We start from the raw sequence: 20285 nt of genomic DNA, 5'->3' as shown, positions 1-20285 counted from the left end.
GTGAGAGTCATGTCTTCCACGAGTACATTCGAAATCCCCGTTGGCGACCTCACCTTCGACGTACTGATCTCGGGCCCGGACGACGGCATTCCACTGGTAGCGCTGCACGGCTTCCCGGAGAGCGCCGCATCCTGGGGCAAGGTCACACCACTGCTCACCGCGGCGGGTTACCGCGTGATCGCACCGAATCAGCGCGGTTACTCCGCCGGCGCACGCCCCGAAGGGGTGGATGCCTACAAGATCGAGCACCTGGTCGCCGACGTCGTCGGATTGCTCGACGCGCTCGGCCTGCCCGACGCGCATCTTGTCGGTCACGACTGGGGTTCGGCGGTCGCCTGGCAGGTCGCCGGTCGCCATCCGAACCGGATCCGCAGCCTGACCGCGATCTCGGTCCCCCACCCCACCGCCTTCGGCTGGGCACTCCGCGAGGACGAGGACCAGAAGCAGCGCTCGTCGTACATCGGACTTCTCCGGCAGGAGGGCAAGGCCGAGGAAGTGTTGTCGGAGGACAACTTCCGCCGGCTGCGGGCCATGTTCGACGGACAGATCGATCCTGAATTCGCGGACGAGCACATTCGTGTCCTGAGTGGTGAGGGCGCGCTGACCGGCGCCTTGAATTGGTACCGCGCGATGACCCGCGACTTCGGCGACATCGATCGCACCACCGTCCCGACCACGTACGTCTGGAGCACCGGCGACACAGCGCTCGGCCGTGCAGGCGCAGAGCGCTGCGGTGAATTCGTGGACGCACCCTACGAGTTCGTCGTGCTCGAGGGCGGAAGTCACTGGATTCCGGAAGAGCGAGCCGAAGAGCTGGCCGAGGCAATCCTCGCGCGTGCAGGATCCTGATCGCCGCGTGGAATTCGGCTCTATGTATGTTGTCATACATAGAGCCGAATTGATTCCACCACCAGGAGTTCTGCGATGACCGAGACCGTTGCACCACCCCATCCTTTTGACGCTGCTGTCGGATTGACGTCGCTCACCGCCGGCTTGTCGACCGGCGAAACCAATCCGGCGTACAACAACATGGTCGGCCCGTTCGGCGGCGTCACCGCTGCCACCTTGCTCGAATCCGTGCTGAAGCACCCCGAACGCCTCGGCGATCCGCTGTCGTTGACCGTCAACTTTGCCGGTCCGATCACCGAAGGCGCTTTCGAGATCTCCGCCCGGCCGGTGCGCACCAACCGCTCGACGCAGCACTGGTCCATCGAACTGTCGCAGGACGGAACCGTCGCCACCACCGCGACGGCAGTGTTCGGTACCAGGCGTGAAACCTGGTCGTCGACCGAAATCACGATGCCGGAGGTTCCGTCGGCCGACAACGTTGCACTGCTGCCGTTCCCCGAGTTCATCGCCTGGGCACAGAACTACGAGATGCGGTTTGTCGAAGGTGCGATCCCCGATCTGGAGTCGGGCGAGCATCCCGACTCGACCACGACGCTCTGGGTGCGCGACCAGCCGGCACGCACTCTCGACTTCACGTCACTCACCGCACTGTGCGATGTCTTCTTCCCGCGGGTCTTCTTGCGCCGAGGCAAGATGGCACCGGCCGGAACGGTCTCGATGACCATCTACTTCCACGCCGACGCTCCGGCACTGACCGAGCAGGCAGACAATTCCGTCCTGGGAACCGCGCGGACTCAACGGTTCGGCAACGGGTACTTCGATCAGTCGGCCGAAATTTGGGGCACTGACGGCGCATTGCTCGCTACGACTCACCAGTTGGTCTACTTCAAGGATTGACGGGCAGCGCGCTGTCGCCTTCCGGCGCCTTCACCATCGACAGTGCGGCAAGGCCGACGCCGAGAACCACCAGCAGTCCGATGATGCCGGCGCGGTCTGCACCGAAGAGCCAGGCGAACAGGCCGAACAGTGTCGGCGCCAGAAACGACACTGCTCGGCCTGTGGTCGCGTACAGGCCGAACATCTGACCTTCACGCCCAGGTGGGGTGATGCGCGCCAGGAAGGTTCGCGCCGAAGACTGAGCGGGCCCGACGAACAGGCAGAGTGCAAGTCCGAAGATCCAGAACATCACCGGCCCGGACACCGCGATCAGTATCGCGCCGACGACGATCATCGACGCGAGAGAGACGGTGATGACCTGCTTCGGTCCGATCCGATCGTCGAAGCGTCCGGCAACCAATGCACCGATTGCGGAAATCACGTTGGCAGCGACACCGAACAGCAGGACGTCGGCCGCGCTGATTCCGTAGACGTTGACAGCCAGCACGGCTCCGAAGGTGAACACGCCCGCCAGGCCGTCACGAAAGAGTGCGCTCGCGATCAGGTACCAGATCGTGCGCCTGTCGACGTTCCAGAGTTCGCGCAGATCGCGCCACAACACCCGATAGGAGTCGAGGAACCCGGCCTTCGACGCGCCCGGATCGACCGCGGGGCTGGGCAATTCGGGAACCTTGAAGAACACCGGAATCGCAAAAACCGCGAACCACACCGCGGCCAGCAGTGCCACCATCCGGATGTTCATGCCGCCGTCGGTGGTCAACCCCAGGAATCCTCGAGTGTCGCCGTCGCCGACGATGAAGCCGAAGTAGCACAGCAACAGCAGCACGATTCCGCCGAAATATCCCATGGCCCAGCCGAAGCCGGAGACTCGACCCAGATTCTCCGGCGTCGACACCTGCCGCATCATGGCGTTGTAGGGAACGCCGGCCAGCTCGAAGATCACCGAGCCGATTGCGAGCAGAACCAATCCGAGCCACAGGTAGCGGTAGTTGTCTTCGACGAAATAGAGACCCGCCATCGAGAGCACGGTGATGCCGGTGAGTATCGCGAGCGAGAGTTTGCGTTTACCCGACGCATCGAAACGCTGTCCGGTGATCGGTGCGAGTACCGCGATGAAGAAGCCGGCGATTCCGAGGGCCCAACTGAGCCACGTAGTTGCCGATATCGAGCCGGGCAGGTCGTCGCCGACCGCGTCGGTGAGATAGACCGAGAAGACGAACGTGAGGATCACCGCATTGAACGCGGCCGATCCCCAGTCCCACAGCCCCCACGTGATCACTTGACTCTTCGTGGCCGCACCACCGATGCCTGCGGGTGGCTCGGCCTGGGTGCTGGTGGACTCGGCGCTCATACGGCGAAGCCTAACTGCGCGCGGGCGACTCGGCGCCTCTCTCCGAGATCGAATACAGGACGTTCTATGCACCCGAGTTAGTACGCACTTAGTTGCATACGCACCTGAGTGCATAGATACTTTTTCCATGGCTCTCGAACATGCGTTGCTCGTCTCCTTGTCCGAACAGGATGCGTCGGGATACGACCTCACACGCCGGTTCGACAAGTCGATCGGCTTCTTCCACAGTGCGACGCACCAGCAGATCTACCGAGTCCTCAAGCGAATGGACGAGGCAGGCTGGGTGGAGGTGGAGGCCATCGCGCAGGACGGCCGCCCGGACAAGAAGATGTACCGCGTCAGCGACGCGGGCCGCGCCGAACTGACCCGATGGATCGCCGAGCCGTCCGAGCCGAACCACCTGCGCAACGAGTTGGCCATCAAGATCAGGGCCGCAGCGCACGCCGATCTCCCCGCTCTACGCCGCGAAGTCGCTCGCCACCGCGACGGCCACGCCGCTCGCCTCGACGTCTACCGACTCATCGAAAAGCGCGACTTCCCCAATCCAGCAGCACTTTCCGGCTCTTCGCTGCACCAGTACCTGGTACTTCGCGGCGGTATTCGCGTCGAAGAAGGATTCACCGACTGGTGCCAGGAGGTTCTGGACGCATTGCCCGCTGGCGAGTACGCCACCGAAGACACCGGCGAGTACGCCGCCGAAGACACTCGCGAGTACGCCACCGAAGCCACTGGCAAGTACGCCACGGAAGGACATCCCCAGTCATGACGGAGACACAGTTCCCCCGCCTGCTCGAACCGCTCGACCTCGGATTCACGACGCTGAAGAACCGTGTCGTCATGGGGTCGATCCACACCGGCCTCGAAGATCGCGCGAAGGACACCGATCGCTTGGCCGAGTACTTCGCCGAACGCGCACGTGGCGGTGTCGGTCTGATCATCACCGGCGGCTACGCGCCCAACCGCACCGGTTGGCTCTTGCCCTTCGGTGCCAAGCTGACCAACCGCATCGAAGCGCGCCGTCACCGCCGGATCACCAAGGCGGTTCACGACGCGGGCGGAAAGATCGCCATGCAGATCCTGCACGCGGGTCGCTACAGCTATCAGCCGTTCAGTGTGTCCGCGTCGTCGATCAAGGCGCCTATCAATCCGTTCCGTCCGCGCAAGCTGACCGGCCGCGGCGTGCGATGGCAGATCCGCAACTATGTTCGCTGCGCGCGTCTGGCCAAGTCCGCCGGTTACGACGGCGTCGAAATCATGGGCGGTGAGGGCTACTTCATCAACCAGTTCCTCTGCGAGCGCACGAACAAGCGGACCGACCAGTGGGGTGGCAGCTCCGAGAATCGTCGACGCATCGCAGTCGAGATCGTGCGACGCACACGCAAGGCCGTCGGCCCGAACTTCATCATCGTGTTCCGGCTGTCGATGGCAGACCTGGTCGAGGGCGGTCAGACCTGGGATGAAATCGTCTCACTGGCAACGGAAGTCGAAGCCGCCGGCGCCACAATCATCAACACCGACATCGGGTGGCACGAGTCACGGGTGCCCACCATCGTCACCTCGGTCCCCCGAGCAGCCTTCGTGGACATCACGAGCAAGCTCGAGAAGCACGTCGACATTCCCGTTGCCGCCTCGAACCGGATCAACATGCCCGAGACTGCCGAAGAGATCCTCAACCGCGGTGACGCACAGTTGATTTCGATGGCAAGGCCGATGCTCGCCGATCCCGACTGGGTCAACAAGGCCGAGCGCGGAGCATCCGGCGAGATCAACACGTGTATCGCCTGCAACCAAGCCTGCCTCGACCACGCCTTCGTGCACAAGCAGGTCTCCTGCCTGCTCAACCCGCGCGCGGGCCGCGAGACCACGCTGATCCTCTCCCCCACCCGGCGGGCCAAGAACCTCGCCGTCGTCGGTGCCGGTCCTGCAGGACTTTCGGCAGCACTCAACCTTGCTCAGCGAGGTCATGCGGTCACGTTGTTCGAGGCTTCGGACAAGATCGGTGGACAGTTCGGGATCGCACAGCTCATTCCGGGTAAGGAAGAGTTCGCCGAGACCATTCGCTACTACACCCGCATGCTGGACGTGGCCGGAGTGACGGTCAAGCTCGAAACCCGCGTCGCACCGGCAGACCTCATCGGCTCCTTCGACGAAGTCGTGGTTGCCACCGGCGTGACGCCGCGCGTTCCCAAGATCCCCGGCATCGACAACTCGAAGGTGCTGACCTACGCCGAGGTCGTCCGAGAGGGCAAGCCGGTCGGTAAGTCCGTGGCCGTCATCGGTGCCGGCGGCATCGGCGTCGACGTGAGCGAATTCCTCACCCACCCGACCTCCCCCACCCTTCACCTGAAGGAGTGGAAGCAGGAATGGGGCGTCACCGAACCCGAGATGGCGCCGGGTGCTCTCACCACCCCGGTACCGGAGCTCTCCGAACGTGAGGTCTACCTCCTCCAGCGCAAGCCCGGGCGCATCGGCGCCGGACTCGCGAAGACCACGGGCTGGGTCCACCGAGCAGCACTCAAGAACAAGGGCGTGCACGAACTCTCGGGCGTCAACTACGAGCGCATCGACGACTCCGGCCTGCACATCACGTTCGGTGAGAAGCATGAGAAACCCCGACTCCTCGAGGTCGACACCATCGTCATCTGCGCCGGGCAGGAATCGGTTCGTGACCTCGTGGACGAGCTGACCGTCGCGGGCGTGGTGACCCACATCATCGGCGGCGCCGACGTGGCCGGAGAACTCGACGCCAAGCGTGCCATCGAACAGGGCACACGACTGGCCGCGAAGATCTGACCGGCTACGCTGACTGATCGTGAGCCTGCCGACACCCACAACCACAGCCCGCGCCGTCGTGACCGGCGCCTCCTCCGGCATCGGAGAGGCACTGGCCGCTGATCTGGCATCACGCGGACACTCCCTGATTCTCGTCGCCCGTCGCGGCGAGGTCATGGAGGTCCTCGCCGAGAAGCTTCGCGCCGCGCACGGCGTCGAGGTGGAGGTCCGTGCATCGGACCTCTCCGACAGCGCGGCGCGTGCCGTTCTCGTCGAGGAGCTCGGTGACCGCGACATCAGCATCCTGTGCAACAACGCCGGTATCGCCACCTTCGGGCCGATCGCCGAGCTGGACCCGGCATACGAGCGCGACCAGGTCGAGCTCAACGCCGTTGCAGTGCACGACCTCACGCTGGCCGTGCTTCCGGGCATGCTCGCACGCAAGTCCGGAGCCATCCTGATGGTCGGGTCCGCGGCCGGCAACATGCCGATCCCCAACAACGCGACGTACGCCGCCACGAAAGCGTTCGTGAACACCTTCGCGGAATCGTTGCGCGGTGAGCTCAAGGGCACCGGAGTGAACGTCACCCTGCTCGCCCCAGGCCCTGTACGCACCGAAACTCCGGACCCGGCTGAAGCGTCGATCGTCGACAAGCTGGTCCCGGACTTCTTCTGGATCTCGAGCGAGTACACCGCCAAGGTCTCGCTCGACGGCCTGGCCGAGAACAAGATGCGCGTCGTACCGGGCATCTTGAGCAAGGCGATGTCAGTCGCGGGTGGTTACAGCCCGCGCTCCGTCGTTGCGCCCATCGTGGGCACGTTCTACAAGAAGCTCGGCGGCTGATTCACGCAAACTTCTCAGAGCAGGCCATAGCAGACCGTAAAGTCGGTTAATGGCGATGCGACGAACACTGGCAGTCGGGGCAATCCTTCTTTTGGCCGGAGGGTTGCCCTTACTGCTGCCCACCGCAGCGAATGCGTGCTCGTGCGCTTCTTTTGGGTCCCCGGAAGAAGCCGTGAGCGTATCCAGCACTGTTTTCCTCGGAACCCCGACGGAGAAAACTTCGGACGGGTTCGAGGACACCTACCTGTTCGACGTCATCCGGGTCTACAAAGGCGATCTGGCATCGGTGACGACGGTGGGGACACTCGCGAACGGGAACGGTTGTGGCACAAGCTACGTGCTCGGTACCGAGCGGCTGATGTTCGTTTCGGCGCCGTACGGCGTCGACGCCGAGCACGAGGGGTACAGCTGCGGACCGGCTACCGAAACCGGGTTCGACTTACAAGCGGCGGTCGAGTCCGTGTACGGCGACGGTTACGCCCCGAGAGCCGGCGGAACTCCGTCCGTTGGTGTGTCCGCCGACAGATCGACGGTCATCGGCGGAGTAGCCGCGGTGGCATTGCTCGCGGTGCTCGGTTGGTTCGGATGGAAGCGGCGGCGAGCACAGTGAGTCGACAGGCACAGGAAGTCGAGGACGTCAGGGCCGCGTCAACCTCGTTCGGCGGCGCGTCAAGTAAGCGTCAAGAACCGCCCCACGGGTGACCTTCGGGAGTAGATCTGAAGGTAGCCCGCAACACGGCGGGTCACCTTCAGGAGATCGACGTGACGCTACTCGAAATCTTCCCCTCCCTACGCGGCGCAATGACACCGCGTATGGATCCTGCGTTGTGGCCCATCAGTACTCGCCACGACCACAGCGGGCGTGTCTGCATCGGCGACGTCTCCCTCGAAGAGATCGCGGACCAGTACGGCACACCGACGTACGTCGTCGACGAGGCGGACGTGCGGCACCGCTGCCGCACGTATCGAGAGATCTTCCCCGACTCGGAGATCGTGTATGCCGGCAAGGCACTGATGATTCGAGCGATGGCTACCTGGGTCTCCGACGAGGGACTCGGGGTGGATGTCTGTTCGGCCGGTGAACTCGCCATCGCGCTTGCAGCCGGCGTGGACCCGAAACGAATCATTCTGCACGGCAATGCCAAATCGGTTTCCGAACTGAGGGCGGCGGTCAACGCTGGCGTCGGCCGGATCGTCCTCGACTCCCCCAGCGAAGCGGTACGGCTCGCGTCGGTGTGTACCCACCGGCAGAAGGTGTTGATCAGAGTCACACCCGGCATCGATATTCGCGGGCACAAGGCAGTGTCGACCGGAGTACTCGACCAAAAGTTCGGACTACCGGCATTTTCCGAAGAACTGGAACGTACGGTATCCGTCGTCGCCAACGCGACGCATCTGCAACTCATCGGCCTGCATTGTCATCTCGGCTCCCAGATCACCGATCCCGAACTCTTCCGCCCCGCGATCGAGACGATGATCGCGCAGATGGACGACATACGACGCACGCATCGAATCATCCTCACCGAACTCGATCTCGGCGGTGGCCACGGGATCGCGTACGTACCGGGAGACGCCCAACTGGATCTGACCCGCCTTGCCCACGTCATCGACGAAACTCTCGACGACGCGTGCACCCGAAACCGCTTCCCTCGACCAGAAATCGTTCTCGAACCCGGCCGAGCGATCGCTGCGCGGGCCGGAGTCACGCTCTATCGCGTACAGAACATCAAGACGATCAGCGGCGGGCGAACCTTCGCGTCCGTCGACGGTGGGATGAGCGACAACCCTCGGGTGTCGTTGTACGACAGCCACTACGACGTCGAACTGGTGAACCGACATTCGACTGCGCCGCTCCAGGAAGTCACGGTCGCCGGCCGTCATTGCGAATCGGGCGACGAAATCGCCGCCGGTGCAAGCCTTCCCGCCGACTTGCACGAAGGGGACCTGTTGGCAGTGCCGTGCACGGGTGCCTACCACCACAGTATGGCCTCCACCTACAACAGCGTCGGCCGGCCACCTGTCGTCGCTGTGCTCGGCGGGATTGCGCGGCCATTGATCAGGCGCGAATCGATCAACGACCTCCTGGCCCGCGAGGTCGGCATCTGACCTCGCGGGCGCCCAAGCGTCAGCGCTTACGGCGACTACCGGTGCCGAAGATGTTTCGCGAAATCTCCCGTCCCGCAGCCGAAGCCGCGGATCGCAGGAAACTCTTGACGGCGGAGTTACCCAAGATCTGCTCGGCGATGTTGGGGCCCTCCGGTTCGGCCGGCGGCGGTGGCGGCAGATCCGGAAGCGACGGAAGATCGAGGGACTGATCCGCCGTCGGAGCACCGGCAACCTTCGCCGTCAACTTCTCGTATGCCGACTCGCGGTCGATGGTCTGGCCGTATTTCTGATTCAGCGGGCTCGACGACGCGGCCGCCTTGATCGCGTCGTTGCCGATGGTGTCCATCAGCGACCGGGGAGGCCGAATCTTGGTCCAGGCCACCGGCGTCGGCGCGCCCTTTTCCGACAGCACGGTCACGATCGCTTCACCGATACCGAGTGAAGTCAGTGCCTTTTCCAGGTCGTAGTGTTCGGTCTTCGGATACGTGCGGACGGTCTTGTTGAGTGCCTTCTGATCGTCGGGCGTAAAGGCACGCAAAGCGTGCTGAACCCGCGCGCCCAGCTGCGACAGAACCGAATTGGGAATGTCGGTCGGAAGCTGCGTGCAGAAGAAAACGCCGACGCCCTTGGAACGAATCAACTTGACCGTCTGTTCCACCTGCTGAAGGAAGGCCTTCGACGCGTCCGCAAACAGAAGGTGCGCCTCGTCGAAGATGAACACGAGCTTCGGCTTGGCCAGATCACCCTCCTCCGGCAGCGTCTGGAACAGGTCCGCGAGCACCCACATCAGGAAGGTGGAGAACATCGCCGGGCGTGCCGCCTGAGCGCCGAGTTCGAACAGCGTAATCACGCCGGCACCGCCGACGACACGCAACAGGTCCTCGGTCTCGAGTTCCGGTTCGCCGAAGAAGGTGTCACCGCCGTCGGCTTCGAGGTTGACCAAGGCGCGCAGAATCACTCCGGCGGTTGCCGAGGAAACTCCACCGATACCTTTCAGATCCGCCTTGCCCTCAGCGCTCGTCAGGTGGGCGATGACCGAACGCAGATCCTTGAGGTCCAGCAGAGCGAGGCCCTGAGTGTCGGCCCAGTGGAAGATCAGCCCTAGAGTCGATTCCTGTGTCTCGTTGAGGCCCAACACTTTACTGAGCAGGATCGGCCCGAAACTGGTGATCGTCGCGCGCACCGGGATACCGATTCCGTCAGTACCCAACGACAAGAACTCCACGGGCATCCCTGCGGGAGTCCACGAATCGTCACCCGTCTCGACTGCGCGAGCCTTCATTTTCTCGCTCGGCTCCCCTGCCTTCGACAGACCCGAGAGATCGCCCTTGACGTCGGCCATCACCACTGGCACACCCGCGGCAGACAGCTGCTCGGCGATGCCCTGCAACGTCTTGGTCTTGCCGGTACCCGTCGCACCGGCGATCAGGCCGTGACGGTTGATCGTCGCCAACGGAATCCGCACCCGCGCGGTGGGATCTGCCACTCCGTCGATCACCACCGAGCCCAGCTCGAGTGCTCGACCTTCAGATGAGTAGCCCGCCGCGATTTCAGCTGCAGCACCGGACGGCGCCGGGGCGGCGGGGGTAGCACCTGCAGATGCTTCGGCTTCAGCGGCAGCCGCTTCCTTCTCCGCTTCCTCGGCTGCTGCGGCGGCTTCAGCTGCAATCCGGGCGGCTTCGGCAGCGGCGGCCTTTGCAGCTTTCGCCTTCTCCGCCGGCGTCAGCGGCGCGGCTCCGTCCTTCGGATCCACGGTCATCGAAAAGCCCTCCTCGTTGCAGTGCGGCGAAGATCTTGTCATCACCCGAGCGCCGTCCTGCACGCACCCGAGTTTCCACCGCAGACCTTATCCCGCGGCCGCGCGCACTACTGTGTTCCTGGTGCAGGACAAATTGGTATGGATCGATTGTGAAATGACCGGGCTGCGACTCGAGTCGGACAAACTCATCGAGATTGCGGCTCTGGTGACCGACAGCGACTTGAACATCTTGGGCGAAGGTGTGGACATCGTCATCCACGCCGACGACGACGCTCTGGCGGCAATGCCCGACGTCGTGAAGAAGATGCACGCGAAGTCGGGACTGACCGAAGAGGTCCGGAAGTCGACGGTCACCCTCGCCGAGGCGGAGAAAGAAGTGCTCGCGTACATCCGCAAGCACGTTCCCGTCGCCGGTACGGCGCCCTTGGCAGGCAACTCCATCGCCACCGACCGCGGATTCATCTCGCGCGACATGACGGCACTGGACACCTACCTGCACTACCGGATGATCGACGTGAGCTCCATCAAGGAACTTTCGCGCCGTTGGTACCCGCGGATCTACTTCGGCCAGCCCGAAAAAGGTCTCGCCCACCGAGCGCTCGCCGACATCAAGGAATCCATCCGCGAACTCAAGTACTACCGCGGCACTGCATTCGTCGCGGCGCCCGGACCGTCGAGCGCGGAGATCGCAGCCGTCGTAGAGGGCTTGGGTCCCGCCTGACCTGCCGATTGGCTTCCTGACCGACTTTCGCGCTAGTATCTCTTTCGTCAAAGCAGCCGGGCCAAACCGGTGGCCGAGGCAATGGTGGGCGTAGTTCAGTTGGTAGAGCACCAGGTTGTGATCCTGGCTGTCGCGGGTTCGAGTCCCGTCGCTCACCCAAGCGGAACCCCCGAGAATGTCGAAAGACATTTTCGGGGGTTCTTTTGGTTTGTGCGCCAGCCTGAATGCCCCTGCACGTCTGGCCGGCTACCTCCCCGCCCCGCCCCACCCCGATCCCCTAGCCGCCCGCCCACCCCTATCCGAGCGAACGTACCTCTCGTCGCCTCAGATAGACCGAAAGCCACTTTCGCTCACGTCGGGGTAGCTGGAGATCACGACAAATGGCCCAGCCGTCGATCACTCGGGCCGCGCGCCGGGCTCCCAGACGCCCACTGCGGTCCCCTCCCTCACGTGTCGCTCGTATGCCGAAACCTTGCCGTGGATGACGGCAAGGTTGTCCTGCATCGCAGAAATCCTGGATCGAATCAACACCTCATGCTGTTGCAGAAGTGAAAGCCGTTCCTTCTCGTTTCCCGGACCCGACCTGACGAGTGCGGCGAATTCACGGATCGTGGCGATCGGCATACCCGAGTCTCGGAAGCGATTGCACAGCTTCAACCAAGTGACATCGCTTTCGGAGTAGACCCGACGCCCACCTGCCGAGCGTGCAACCTCGTGAACGAACAGTTCCTCGTGTTCGAAGTATCGAAGGGAATCGATGCTGATTCCGGTCTCGACAGCGACCTCACCGATTGACAGTTCACGCATTGCCTGACGACCTTTCCTTGACCTGGAGTGCACTCCAGATTTTACGGTGCTGCCATGATTTCCATTCAGCGCAAGATCAACACCGGATTCGCCCGAACCTCCACCGCCGACGACGTACTTGCCGGGCGAGACCTGACCGGCACCACCGCATTGGTCACTGGCGGATACTCCGGACTCGGATTCGAGATTTCGCGGTCGCTTTCGTCGGCCGGCGCGCGAGTGCTGGTGCTTGCCCGCCGACCAGAACAGGCACGGGGTGCCGTGGCCGACTTTCCAGGTATCGAAGTGCAAGCGTGCGACCTGTCGGACCCGAGCAGTGTCAGATCGTGTGCGCGAGAAATTCTCGATTCCCGAATCAGTCCGGACATCATCGTCTGCAATGCGGGAATCATGGCCTGCCCGGAGATCCGAGTCGGGTCTGACTGGGAATCACAGTTCGCGATCAATCACCTCGGGCACTTTGTACTGGTGAACCTGCTTGTGCCTGCCATGCCCGCAAACGGTTCTCGCGTGGTCGCTGTCTCGTCGGCGGGACATTTTCTGTCGGGGGTGCGTTGGGACGACATACATTTCCGCAACGGTTACGACCGATGGCTTGCGTACGGTCAGGCCAAGACTGCAAATGCTCTCTTCGCTGTACAGCTGGCGAGCGCCGGTGCTTCACGCGGAATCACTGCGTTCTCCGTCCATCCCGGGAGCATCCTCACTCCCCTTCAACGTCACTTCTCCGCATCGGAGAAACACGAACTCGGATGGACTACGTCGAATGGCGACGCCGTGCCGGGATTCAAGACTCCCGCCCAGGGCGCCGCTACAGCGGTGTGGGCGGCGACGGCGCCGATACTCGCCGATCACGCCGGCGCGTACCTCCAAGACTGCAACATCGCGGACGTTGCGCAGACGGATGACATGAGCGTCGGCGGCGTGAAGCCTTGGGCTACCGATCGCGACGACGCACGCAGACTATGGGCACTGTCCGCTGAAATGACCGGAGTGGACGCCTTCGGTCGGCGCTGACACCGAGCGAACGTACCTCCCGTCGCCTCAGATAGACCGAGAGGCACTTTCGCTCACAAAAGGAATACAGATGCAGAAATGCCCCCAACCGGACGGTCGGGGGCATTCTGACGTTCAGTGCTTCAGGGACGCACTCAGACGTCCGCGTTGCCGGTCTTCCAGACGCTCCAGGGAATGTTCCAGTCACCGAGGCCGTCGGTGCCGGAGAGCGTGCCGCCGACGGTGTTCTTGACGACGACGATGTCCCCGCGCTTGGTGTTGTCGTAGACCCACTTGGCGTTGGACGGGCTCAGGTTGAGGCAGCCATGGCTCGTGTTGGAGTAGCCCTGCTGCCCGACCGACCACGGCGCCGAGTGGAAGAAGATGCCGCTGTAGGACATTCGGGTCGCCCAGTCGACAGGAGTCTTGTAACCCTGAGCGGAGGTGACCGGGACGCCGTACGTGGACGAGTCCATGATCATGTTCGCGAAGCGGTCACCGATGATGTAGACGCCGTTGTCGGTGGGAGTGCTGTCCTTGCCCATGGAGGTGGGCATGGTCATGACGGTCTCACCGTTGACCTGGAAAGTGACCTGCTTGGTGTTGTCGTCTGCCGTGGCGATGACGGCATCACCGATGGTGAAGGAACTCTTCGCGTCTTCCTGCCCGAAGACTCCCTTGCCGAGATTGCGCCCGTACACGTTGACGCTCACGTCGACCTTGGTGCCGGGTGCCCAGTAGTTCTCCGGACGCCAACGGACCTCACGATTGTTGACCCAGTAGAACGCACCTTCGACGGTCGGAGTCGTGGTGACGGTGATCGCAGCTTCGGCAGCCTTGCGATCGGGGATGTTCTCGTCGAACTGCACCGCGATGGGCTGACCGATGCCGACCACGTCGCCCTCGTTCGGCAAGACGTACGGCTTGGTGACGTTGCCGGGTGCGCTGGTGGTGAAGGACGTGACCGTCGTACTGGCGCCGCCCAACCCGAATGCGCGGGCCTCGATCTTGTACTTGCGGTTGTAGCCGAGAGGTTCGGTGGTCGTCCACGACGCACCGTCGGCAGCAATCGCGCCGGCAACTGCCTTGCCGTCCTGATTGACCATCGTAACGTCGGACAGGGCGCCGTCGGCGACGTTGATCTTGACCGGGTCGCCCGGCGAGAATCCGACAGCGCCGTCGGCAGCGGTCGAGGTGAGCTTCGGCTTGATGAGTTCGGTGAGCGGATTGGAATCGATCGGCGCCGACCCTTCGGTGCTGACGTCCTTGCCGCCCGACGTGCACGCGGTCATCAGAACGAGAGCCCCGAGAGACACCGCGATCATCGCCGCGCCCTTCGACGCTCGACCGTTCCCCCCGCGCACGGACAGACCCCACCTTTGACGACTCATCGTTCGACTCCGCTTCACAATTTCTCCGACTAACTTCCGCGCCACATGCGAATCCCACTTACCGGAAGGCAAGTGGGACTTGCGGTATGACTGCGCTGCACCAATGATGCCAGGCGCGCTCGTTACCAACGGTCATGAAGGGCCACGCCGTCAGTAACGTTCAAGTATCAATCGCTCCGAACCGTCCGTTTTGTTACCGATTTCAGCGGATTTCCTCCGATCGGACTACGGCGGCGACGCCTCCACCTGGCGATTTGCTCCCGAACCGGCGATTCGGCTAATGTTCTGTCTCGCAAGAGCGAGCGCCTATAGCTCAGTTGGTAGAGCAAGTGACTCTTAATCACTGGGTCCGGGGTTCGAGTCCCTGTGGGCGCACTTGCAAAGGTCCCCACCTTCTTCGGAAGGTGGGGATTTTTCTTTGTGTCGTGGTGACCAGGTTGTGGTGAATAGACTTCACAGTTACCGGAACCACGGCCTGGAGGACTGATGACTGAGCGCGGAACCACACCTGACAGCGAGCTGGCATTTGCCGGGGTGGCAGGTCAGGCAGCTCTGATCCGGTCCGGAGAATTGTCGGCCCGCGAACTCACCGAGAACACACTTCGCCGGATCGAACGCCTCGATTCGACGCTCAATGCATTTGTGCGAGTTCTCGCAGACGAAGCACTCGACGAGGCGACGCGGCTCGATCAACGTCAGGCCGACGGCCAAACCCTGGGCCCACTGCACGGAGTCCCGATTGCAATCAAGGACGAGAACGACGTCGCCGGAACGCCCACGACATACGGCGGTGCGGCAGCAACGCGCATCGCACCGGCCGATTCAGAGGTTGTCCGCCGGTTGCGCGAGGCGGGTGCGGTGATCGTCGGCAAGACGACGATGCCCGAGTTCGGCATCTGGCCCTTCACCGAGACTGCCGCAAACGGCTACACGAGAAACCCTTGGGACACCGGCATATCCACCGGCGGATCGAGCGGAGGATCTGCGTCGGCCGTCGCGTCGGGAATGGTCGCGGCGGCAATAGGCGGCGACGGCGGCGGTTCCATTCGATTGCCTTCGGCATTCTGCGGGTTGTTCGGCCTCAAGCCGCAACGCGGTCGGGTGAGCACCGCGCCGAACCGAAACCTCTGGCGCGGACTCGGCACGCTCGGGCCTCTCACTCGTTCGGTCGAGGACAGCGCACTCGTATACGACGCAATCACCGGCACCACCGCGACCGACGACTACACAGCCGAAACGATCCGCACCAGCTTTGCCGACGCGGCCGTGTCGGCGCCCGGGCCGCTTCGCATCGCGGTGTCCACCCGGAGTCCGGTCCTAGGCGTCCGCCCGTCAGCGGAGATCGTTGCCGCGGTGCTCTCGATCGCAGAGATGTTGAGCGCGTTGGGACATCACGTCGAAGAACACGATCCCGAGTACCCGGATGCCACTGCCGCTTTTCTCCCGCAGGTGCTCGGCGGCGTCCGCGACGAAGCACTGCGCGTCGACCAGCCAGCACTCCTGGAGAAGCGCACACGAGCACTCGCGTCGATCGGCCGGATAGCCGCTCCCGCGCGCGTCGGGAAATTCGCTTACCGCAAAGGCGAGCGAATTGCAGCGACGGTCAACCAGGTCTTCGACACCTTCGACCTGGTCCTGATGCCGACCACGCCTGCCTTGCCTCGCCCGATCGGACAACTCGAAGGAACCGGCCTTCTCTCCGCAGTCCGCAAGGCACTGCCGATCGCCGCCTACTGTTCGATCTGGAATGTCTGCGGCAACCCGGCGGCCGCGGTACCCGCCGGGTTCTCCGAACGCGGGCTCCCCCTGAGCGTCCAACTGGTCGCGCGCAGCGGTGGTGAACCGACGATTCTCGCACTCGCACAGCAGTTGGAAAGCACCGTCCGCTGGCCGGATTCGCGCCCGCCACACTCCTGAATTACGGAAGCGATGTAACCATCGTCACCACGATGAACACGCGTTTTGCAAACTCCTGAGCCTGTCGGCTAATGTTCTGTCTCGCAAGAGCGAGCGCCTATAGCTCAGTTGGTAGAGCAAGTGACTCTTAATCACTGGGTCCGGGGTTCGAGTCCCTGTGGGCGCACTTGCAAGAAGGCCCCCACCTCACCAGGTGGGGGCCTTCTTCATGTTCTGTCTTCGAAAACTCGGGTCAGCGAATGATCTTCCGGACCACGAGTAGTCCCACCACTGAACCGACTGCGATCAGCGCGTACTTCACTGCCGGCTCGTTGAGCTTGGCGAGCACCGTCTTCTTGGTGTTCTCGACCAGCCGCTTCGGGTTGGTGCGGACCGTCAGTTCGTCGAGTGTGCTCGCGAGCTGATTACGCGCCTTCTCGATCTCGCGCTCGATGCTCTCGGTGTCCCTGGGCACGTGTCCTCCAACTTGTCTGTGTTCTGCTGCTCTGTGTGCGGGTCTGCTGTGCGGACGCAGCGCGCCGACACTTCGCTCTACCGTAGAGGAGCAGAATGCCCTCGCGCCCACCTGCCGCGCAATTTCTCGACTAACCTCGATTCCCGTGACCGAGAACAGTAGATTGTCCGCCGGCGACGTCGCGCCGGATTTCACGCTCCCCGACGCCGACGGCAACGAGGTTTCACTCCACGATTACCGCGGCCGCAAGGTCATCGTGTACTTCTACCCGGCGGCCAGCACGCCGGGGTGCACCAAGCAGGCCTGCGACTTCCGTGACAGCCTCGCCGAACTGAACGGCGCCGGCCTCGAGGTCATCGGAATCTCGCCGGACAAGCCCGCCAAACTCGCCAAATTCCGCGATACCGAGGAACTGACCTTCCCGCTTCTCTCCGACCCCGAGAAGGCGACGCTCGAAGCCTGGGGCGCATTCGGTGAGAAGAAGATGTACGGCAAGACGGTGCAGGGCGTCATCCGCTCGACGTTCCTCGTCGACGAGGAAGGCAAGATCGAGGTGGCCCAGTACAACGTCCGGGCCACCGGTCACGTCGCCAAGCTACGACGCGATTTGTCGGTCTGACTTCAGTATCTGCTCAAGAACAGCGCCTCCGCGAAAGCGAGATTCTCGATCTCCGACGGATCGACGCTTTCGTCGGGCGCATGAATGCGGCACTGCGGTTCCTCGACGCCGATCAATGCGATCTCCGCGTCGGGGAACTGCTCGGCCAGCGCGCTGCACAGCGGGATCGATCCGCCTTGGCCGGCAAATCCCACTTCCCGGCCGTAGGCATCTGTCAGCGCAGACTTCAGTTGCGCGAACCCCGTTCCTTCAGTCGACGACGAGAACGGTGAGCCCGTCGATTCCGGTACGACCTCGATGTGGACGCCCCACGGCGCCGCTGCGCGGAGGTGGTCGGTCAACAACTTCTGTGCCTGCGCCGGATCCGTGCCGGGCGGGACGCGAAGATTCAGACGTGCGGACGCGCGTGGCGTGATCGCCGCCGCCGAACCGACCACCGGCGGGCAGTCGATTCCCAGAATGGTCAGCGCCGGACGAGCCCACACCTGTTCTGCCACCGAACCGGAACCGGTCAGTTGGACGCCGTCAAGCACTCCCGCATCAGAACGGAACTGATCGTCGACGTAGCTGACCCCTGCCCATTCCTGGTCGTTGGTCAAGCCTTCGACGGTGGTGTTTCCGGCGCCGTCGTGCAGGGTCGAAAGAATGTGCACCAGCGCGGTGATCGCATCGGGCGCCGGCCCACCGAAGACGCCGGAGTGAATCTCACCCTCGAGTGTCGACACGTGGACCACCACGTTGGCGATCCCGCGCAGTGACGTCGTGATCGTCGGCTCCCCCACCTCGGTGTTGCCGGTATCGGCGATCAGAATCATGTCGGCCGCGAAAAGTTCGGGCCGCTCTCGCACCAGATCCTCGAGACCACCGGTCCCCATCTCCTCGGAACCTTCGGCGACGATCGTCAGATGTGCGCTCGGATCGACACCGGCGGCGGCAAGCGCACGCAGCGCCGTCAGATGCATGACCACGTTGCCCTTGCAGTCGGAAGCGCCACGTCCGTACCACCGCGCGTCGCGCTCGGTGAGTGCGAAAGGCGGCGAGCCCCAGAGCTCTTCGTTTCCCGGCGGCTGAACGTCGTAGTGGCAGTACAGCAGAACCGTCCGGGCACCGGCCGGACCTGGTCGCCGGCCGACGACGGCAGCCGAGCCGTCGGAGGTCTCGATCGCCTCGATGTCGGCGAAACCCTGATCGCGGAATGCCTCCAGGACCCAATGTGCTGCGGCCGCGCATTCTTCCGGCGGGTACTGCCGTGCATCGGCGACGGACTTCATCGCCACAAGTGCGCTGAGATCTTCACGGGCACGCGGCATGAGTCCACGTACTGCGGTTCGCAGTTCTTCCGTCATCGTCTCCCTTTCCTCGGCATCGAATCTCGGTGTGCCCGAAGAATCTCAGTGTGCCCGAATCGGACGTAGGGAGTCGGGAGGATCGCCGCTTTCGCCACACCGCGCAGCAACCTCTTCGGCTACTGGACAGGTGGTCACCTAGTATCGAGGTGTGGCAACTGCATCGGTACTCGTGTGCGCGCACCTGCGCGGTGCGCGTCGACCGATCACGACCGCCGAAGTAGGTGGCCGATGACACCGGATAATGCACAAGTCCCAAATTCGACAGAGAACACCGATAGCCTGGAAGACGTGCAGCCCACGACTCGTAACCGCGCGCGGCGACGAGTCGACCCGGCACTGGAGAATCCCCAGAGCCTCGAAGAACCGCAGGAACTGCTGCCGCGCAAGCGTCCGACGCAAGAGCGCAGCCAGCGTAAATTCGACGCACTCCTGGCGGCGTCACGCGAACTCCTCACCGATGTCGGATTCGAATCGTTCACCTGCGAAGAGGTCGCGGCACGAGCCGACGTCCCGATCGGGACGCTCTACCAGTTCTTCGCCAACAAGTACGTCATCGTGTGCGAATTGAACCGCCAGGACCTCGTCGGGGTCCAGCACGAGCTCGCGCAGTTCGGCGGCGAGGTGCCATCGCTCGACTGGTTGCGGTTCCTGAACAGTTTCGTCGATCACATGGCCGGGCTGTGGACGTCTGATCCGTCGCGTCGCGAAGTCTGGCTGGCGATGCAGTCGACGCCGTCCACGCGGGCCACCGGAGTCATTCACGAAAAGCAGTTCGCCGAGACCGTCGCGAAAATGCTGGGTCCGCTGACGCCTCGTACGCGGCGCGATCGCCGCCTGATGATGGCGGAAGTTCTTGTCCACGTCGTGTATTCGATGCTCAATTTCTCGGTTCAGGACGGCCAGTCGCATGCCGACGCCGTCGCCGAACTGAAGAGGTTGATGATCGCGTATCTTCTCGTCGCCGAGAAGGAGTCCCGCACGAAGGACTAGTCGAACGACGAAAGAGCCGGTCTCCCCTTGGGAGACCGGCTCTTTCGTGTCCGGCGGTGTTACTCCGGGTCGGATTCGATGACCGCGAACGCGCCGGCCATGTCCCCGTCGTGGGTGAGCGAGATATGAATCTTCACGGCGGTGAGGTGTTTCGCGACGTCACCACGAAGCCGAATGCCGGGGCGCCCCCAGGCGTCCGAGACGACTTCGATCTGATTGTGGATCATCTCCCCCAGCACCGGCGGGCTGGCGAAGAGAGCAGTCGACCATGCCTTGATCACTGCTTCCTTCGCCGCCCACCGTGCGGCGAAGTGTCGTGCCGGTTCGGAGCTCCGGGTAGCGGCGTCTCGACGCTCGCCCGGTGTGAAGTTGTCGAGCATTGCCGTTCCCGGCCTGTTCAATTGCTCGGCGAACTCCGACACCGTCACGAGGTCGAAGCCGATACCCAGAACTCCCATACCGT

Annotated in this window: 18 protein-coding genes, 3 tRNA genes and 1 pseudogene; 15 read left to right on the top strand and 7 right to left on the bottom strand. The window is 63.3% G+C overall.

Annotated features, from left to right (window positions below; all coding sequences use genetic code 11):
- Window positions 1-9: 9 nt before the first annotated feature.
- Complete coding sequence (locus DBV08_RS31655; protein WP_124570049.1) at window positions 10-849, top strand: alpha/beta fold hydrolase; 840 nt, start codon at window positions 10-12, stop codon at window positions 847-849.
- A 75-nt stretch (window positions 850-924) separates the two neighbouring features.
- Complete coding sequence (locus DBV08_RS31650) at window positions 925-1746, top strand: acyl-CoA thioesterase II (RefSeq protein WP_124570047.1); 822 nt, start codon at window positions 925-927, stop codon at window positions 1744-1746.
- Here the strand turns inward: DBV08_RS31650 and DBV08_RS31645 are convergent.
- Window positions 1736-3097: an MFS transporter gene (locus DBV08_RS31645; RefSeq protein ID WP_124570044.1), complete on the bottom strand. Its 1362-nt coding sequence runs from the start codon at window positions 3095-3097 to the stop codon at window positions 1736-1738. The genes DBV08_RS31650 and DBV08_RS31645 overlap by 11 nt on opposite strands.
- Before the next feature lie 127 nt (window positions 3098-3224).
- Between DBV08_RS31645 and DBV08_RS31640 the strand changes: the two are divergent.
- From DBV08_RS31640 to lysA, 5 genes and pseudogenes are all read left to right on the top strand, one after another.
- A pseudogene (locus DBV08_RS31640) lies at window positions 3225-3749 on the top strand (PadR family transcriptional regulator); the annotation flags it as partial.
- A 110-nt stretch (window positions 3750-3859) separates the two neighbouring features.
- Window positions 3860-5890 (top strand): NADPH-dependent 2,4-dienoyl-CoA reductase, encoded by a 2031-nt coding sequence (locus DBV08_RS31635; RefSeq protein ID WP_124570042.1) that lies wholly within the window; start codon window positions 3860-3862, stop codon window positions 5888-5890.
- 19 nt (window positions 5891-5909) lie between these two features.
- A complete protein-coding gene (gene cmrA / locus DBV08_RS31630; RefSeq protein ID WP_124570040.1) occupies window positions 5910-6713 on the top strand; it encodes a mycolate reductase in 804 nt (267 codons plus the stop codon).
- A gap of 172 nt (window positions 6714-6885) precedes the next feature.
- A complete protein-coding gene (locus tag DBV08_RS31625) occupies window positions 6886-7323 on the top strand; it encodes a hypothetical protein (RefSeq protein ID WP_124570038.1) in 438 nt (145 codons plus the stop codon).
- A 152-nt stretch (window positions 7324-7475) separates the two neighbouring features.
- Window positions 7476-8819, top strand: coding sequence for a diaminopimelate decarboxylase (lysA, locus tag DBV08_RS31620; RefSeq protein ID WP_124570036.1), 1344 nt, complete (start codon window positions 7476-7478; stop codon window positions 8817-8819).
- 19 nt (window positions 8820-8838) lie between these two features.
- Here lysA and DBV08_RS31615 read toward each other — a convergent pair whose 3' ends face one another.
- Window positions 8839-10578 (bottom strand): helicase HerA-like domain-containing protein, encoded by a 1740-nt coding sequence (locus DBV08_RS31615; protein WP_124570034.1) that lies wholly within the window; start codon window positions 10576-10578, stop codon window positions 8839-8841.
- 121 nt (window positions 10579-10699) lie between these two features.
- Between DBV08_RS31615 and orn the strand changes: the two genes are divergently transcribed.
- Together orn and DBV08_RS31605 are read left to right on the top strand one after the other, a co-directional pair.
- Entirely contained in the window at window positions 10700-11299 is a 600-nt protein-coding gene (gene orn, locus DBV08_RS31610) for an oligoribonuclease (RefSeq protein WP_024487359.1), read from the top strand.
- A gap of 84 nt (window positions 11300-11383) precedes the next feature.
- Window positions 11384-11456, top strand: a tRNA-His gene (locus tag DBV08_RS31605).
- Window positions 11457-11695: 239 nt separating this feature from the next.
- On the opposite strand, the gene DBV08_RS31600 is transcribed toward DBV08_RS31605, so the two are convergent.
- Entirely contained in the window at window positions 11696-12106 is a 411-nt protein-coding gene (locus DBV08_RS31600; RefSeq protein WP_124570032.1) for a MerR family transcriptional regulator, read from the bottom strand.
- A 54-nt stretch (window positions 12107-12160) separates the two neighbouring features.
- On the opposite strand from DBV08_RS31600, the gene DBV08_RS31595 reads away from it, so the two are divergent.
- Window positions 12161-13123, top strand: coding sequence for an oxidoreductase (locus DBV08_RS31595; protein WP_095973047.1), 963 nt, complete (start codon window positions 12161-12163; stop codon window positions 13121-13123).
- 134 nt (window positions 13124-13257) lie between these two features.
- On the opposite strand, the gene DBV08_RS31590 is transcribed toward DBV08_RS31595, so the two are convergent.
- The gene (locus DBV08_RS31590; RefSeq protein WP_397488335.1) at window positions 13258-14427 is read right to left on the bottom strand and encodes an Ig-like domain-containing protein; all 1170 of its coding nucleotides are present in this window, start codon (window positions 14425-14427) and stop codon (window positions 13258-13260) included.
- A gap of 368 nt (window positions 14428-14795) precedes the next feature.
- Here DBV08_RS31590 and DBV08_RS31585 point away from each other — a divergent pair.
- The 3 genes from DBV08_RS31585 (at window position 14796) to DBV08_RS31575 (ending at window position 16576) form a co-directional block, all read left to right on the top strand.
- Window positions 14796-14868 (top strand) — tRNA-Lys (locus tag DBV08_RS31585).
- A gap of 111 nt (window positions 14869-14979) precedes the next feature.
- Window positions 14980-16410, top strand: coding sequence for an amidase (locus DBV08_RS31580; RefSeq protein WP_124570030.1), 1431 nt, complete (start codon window positions 14980-14982; stop codon window positions 16408-16410).
- 93 nt (window positions 16411-16503) lie between these two features.
- Window positions 16504-16576: transfer RNA gene (locus tag DBV08_RS31575), tRNA-Lys, on the top strand.
- A 66-nt stretch (window positions 16577-16642) separates the two neighbouring features.
- On the opposite strand, the gene DBV08_RS31570 is transcribed toward DBV08_RS31575, so the two are convergent.
- On the bottom strand, window positions 16643-16864 hold the full coding sequence (locus tag DBV08_RS31570) for a DUF3618 domain-containing protein (protein ID WP_003945299.1): 222 nt from the start codon (window positions 16862-16864) through the stop codon (window positions 16643-16645).
- Window positions 16865-17009: 145 nt separating this feature from the next.
- Here DBV08_RS31570 and bcp point away from each other — a divergent pair, with 145 nt between their 5' ends.
- Window positions 17010-17483 carry a thioredoxin-dependent thiol peroxidase gene (gene bcp, locus DBV08_RS31565; protein ID WP_007733290.1) on the top strand — a complete coding sequence of 158 codons (474 nt, stop codon included), beginning with the start codon at window positions 17010-17012 and terminating at the stop codon, window positions 17481-17483.
- A 2-nt stretch (window positions 17484-17485) separates the two neighbouring features.
- Here the strand turns inward: bcp and DBV08_RS31560 are convergent, their stop codons facing one another.
- Entirely contained in the window at window positions 17486-18829 is a 1344-nt protein-coding gene (locus DBV08_RS31560) for a dipeptidase (RefSeq protein WP_124570028.1), read from the bottom strand.
- A 291-nt stretch (window positions 18830-19120) separates the two neighbouring features.
- On the opposite strand from DBV08_RS31560, the gene DBV08_RS31555 reads away from it, so the two are divergent.
- A complete protein-coding gene (locus DBV08_RS31555; protein ID WP_019749142.1) occupies window positions 19121-19822 on the top strand; it encodes a TetR family transcriptional regulator in 702 nt (233 codons plus the stop codon).
- A 59-nt stretch (window positions 19823-19881) separates the two neighbouring features.
- Here DBV08_RS31555 and DBV08_RS31550 read toward each other — a convergent pair whose 3' ends face one another.
- A complete protein-coding gene (locus DBV08_RS31550; RefSeq protein WP_124570026.1) occupies window positions 19882-20280 on the bottom strand; it encodes a holo-ACP synthase in 399 nt (132 codons plus the stop codon).
- Between the last annotated feature and the right edge of the window lie 5 nt (window positions 20281-20285).

Origin of the sequence: Rhodococcus sp. KBW08, assembly GCF_003852455.1 — a bacterium.
Classification (GTDB): Bacteria; Actinomycetota; Actinomycetes; order Mycobacteriales; family Mycobacteriaceae; genus Rhodococcus_F; species Rhodococcus_F baikonurensis.
This window is presented reverse-complemented; position numbering and strand designations above follow the sequence as displayed.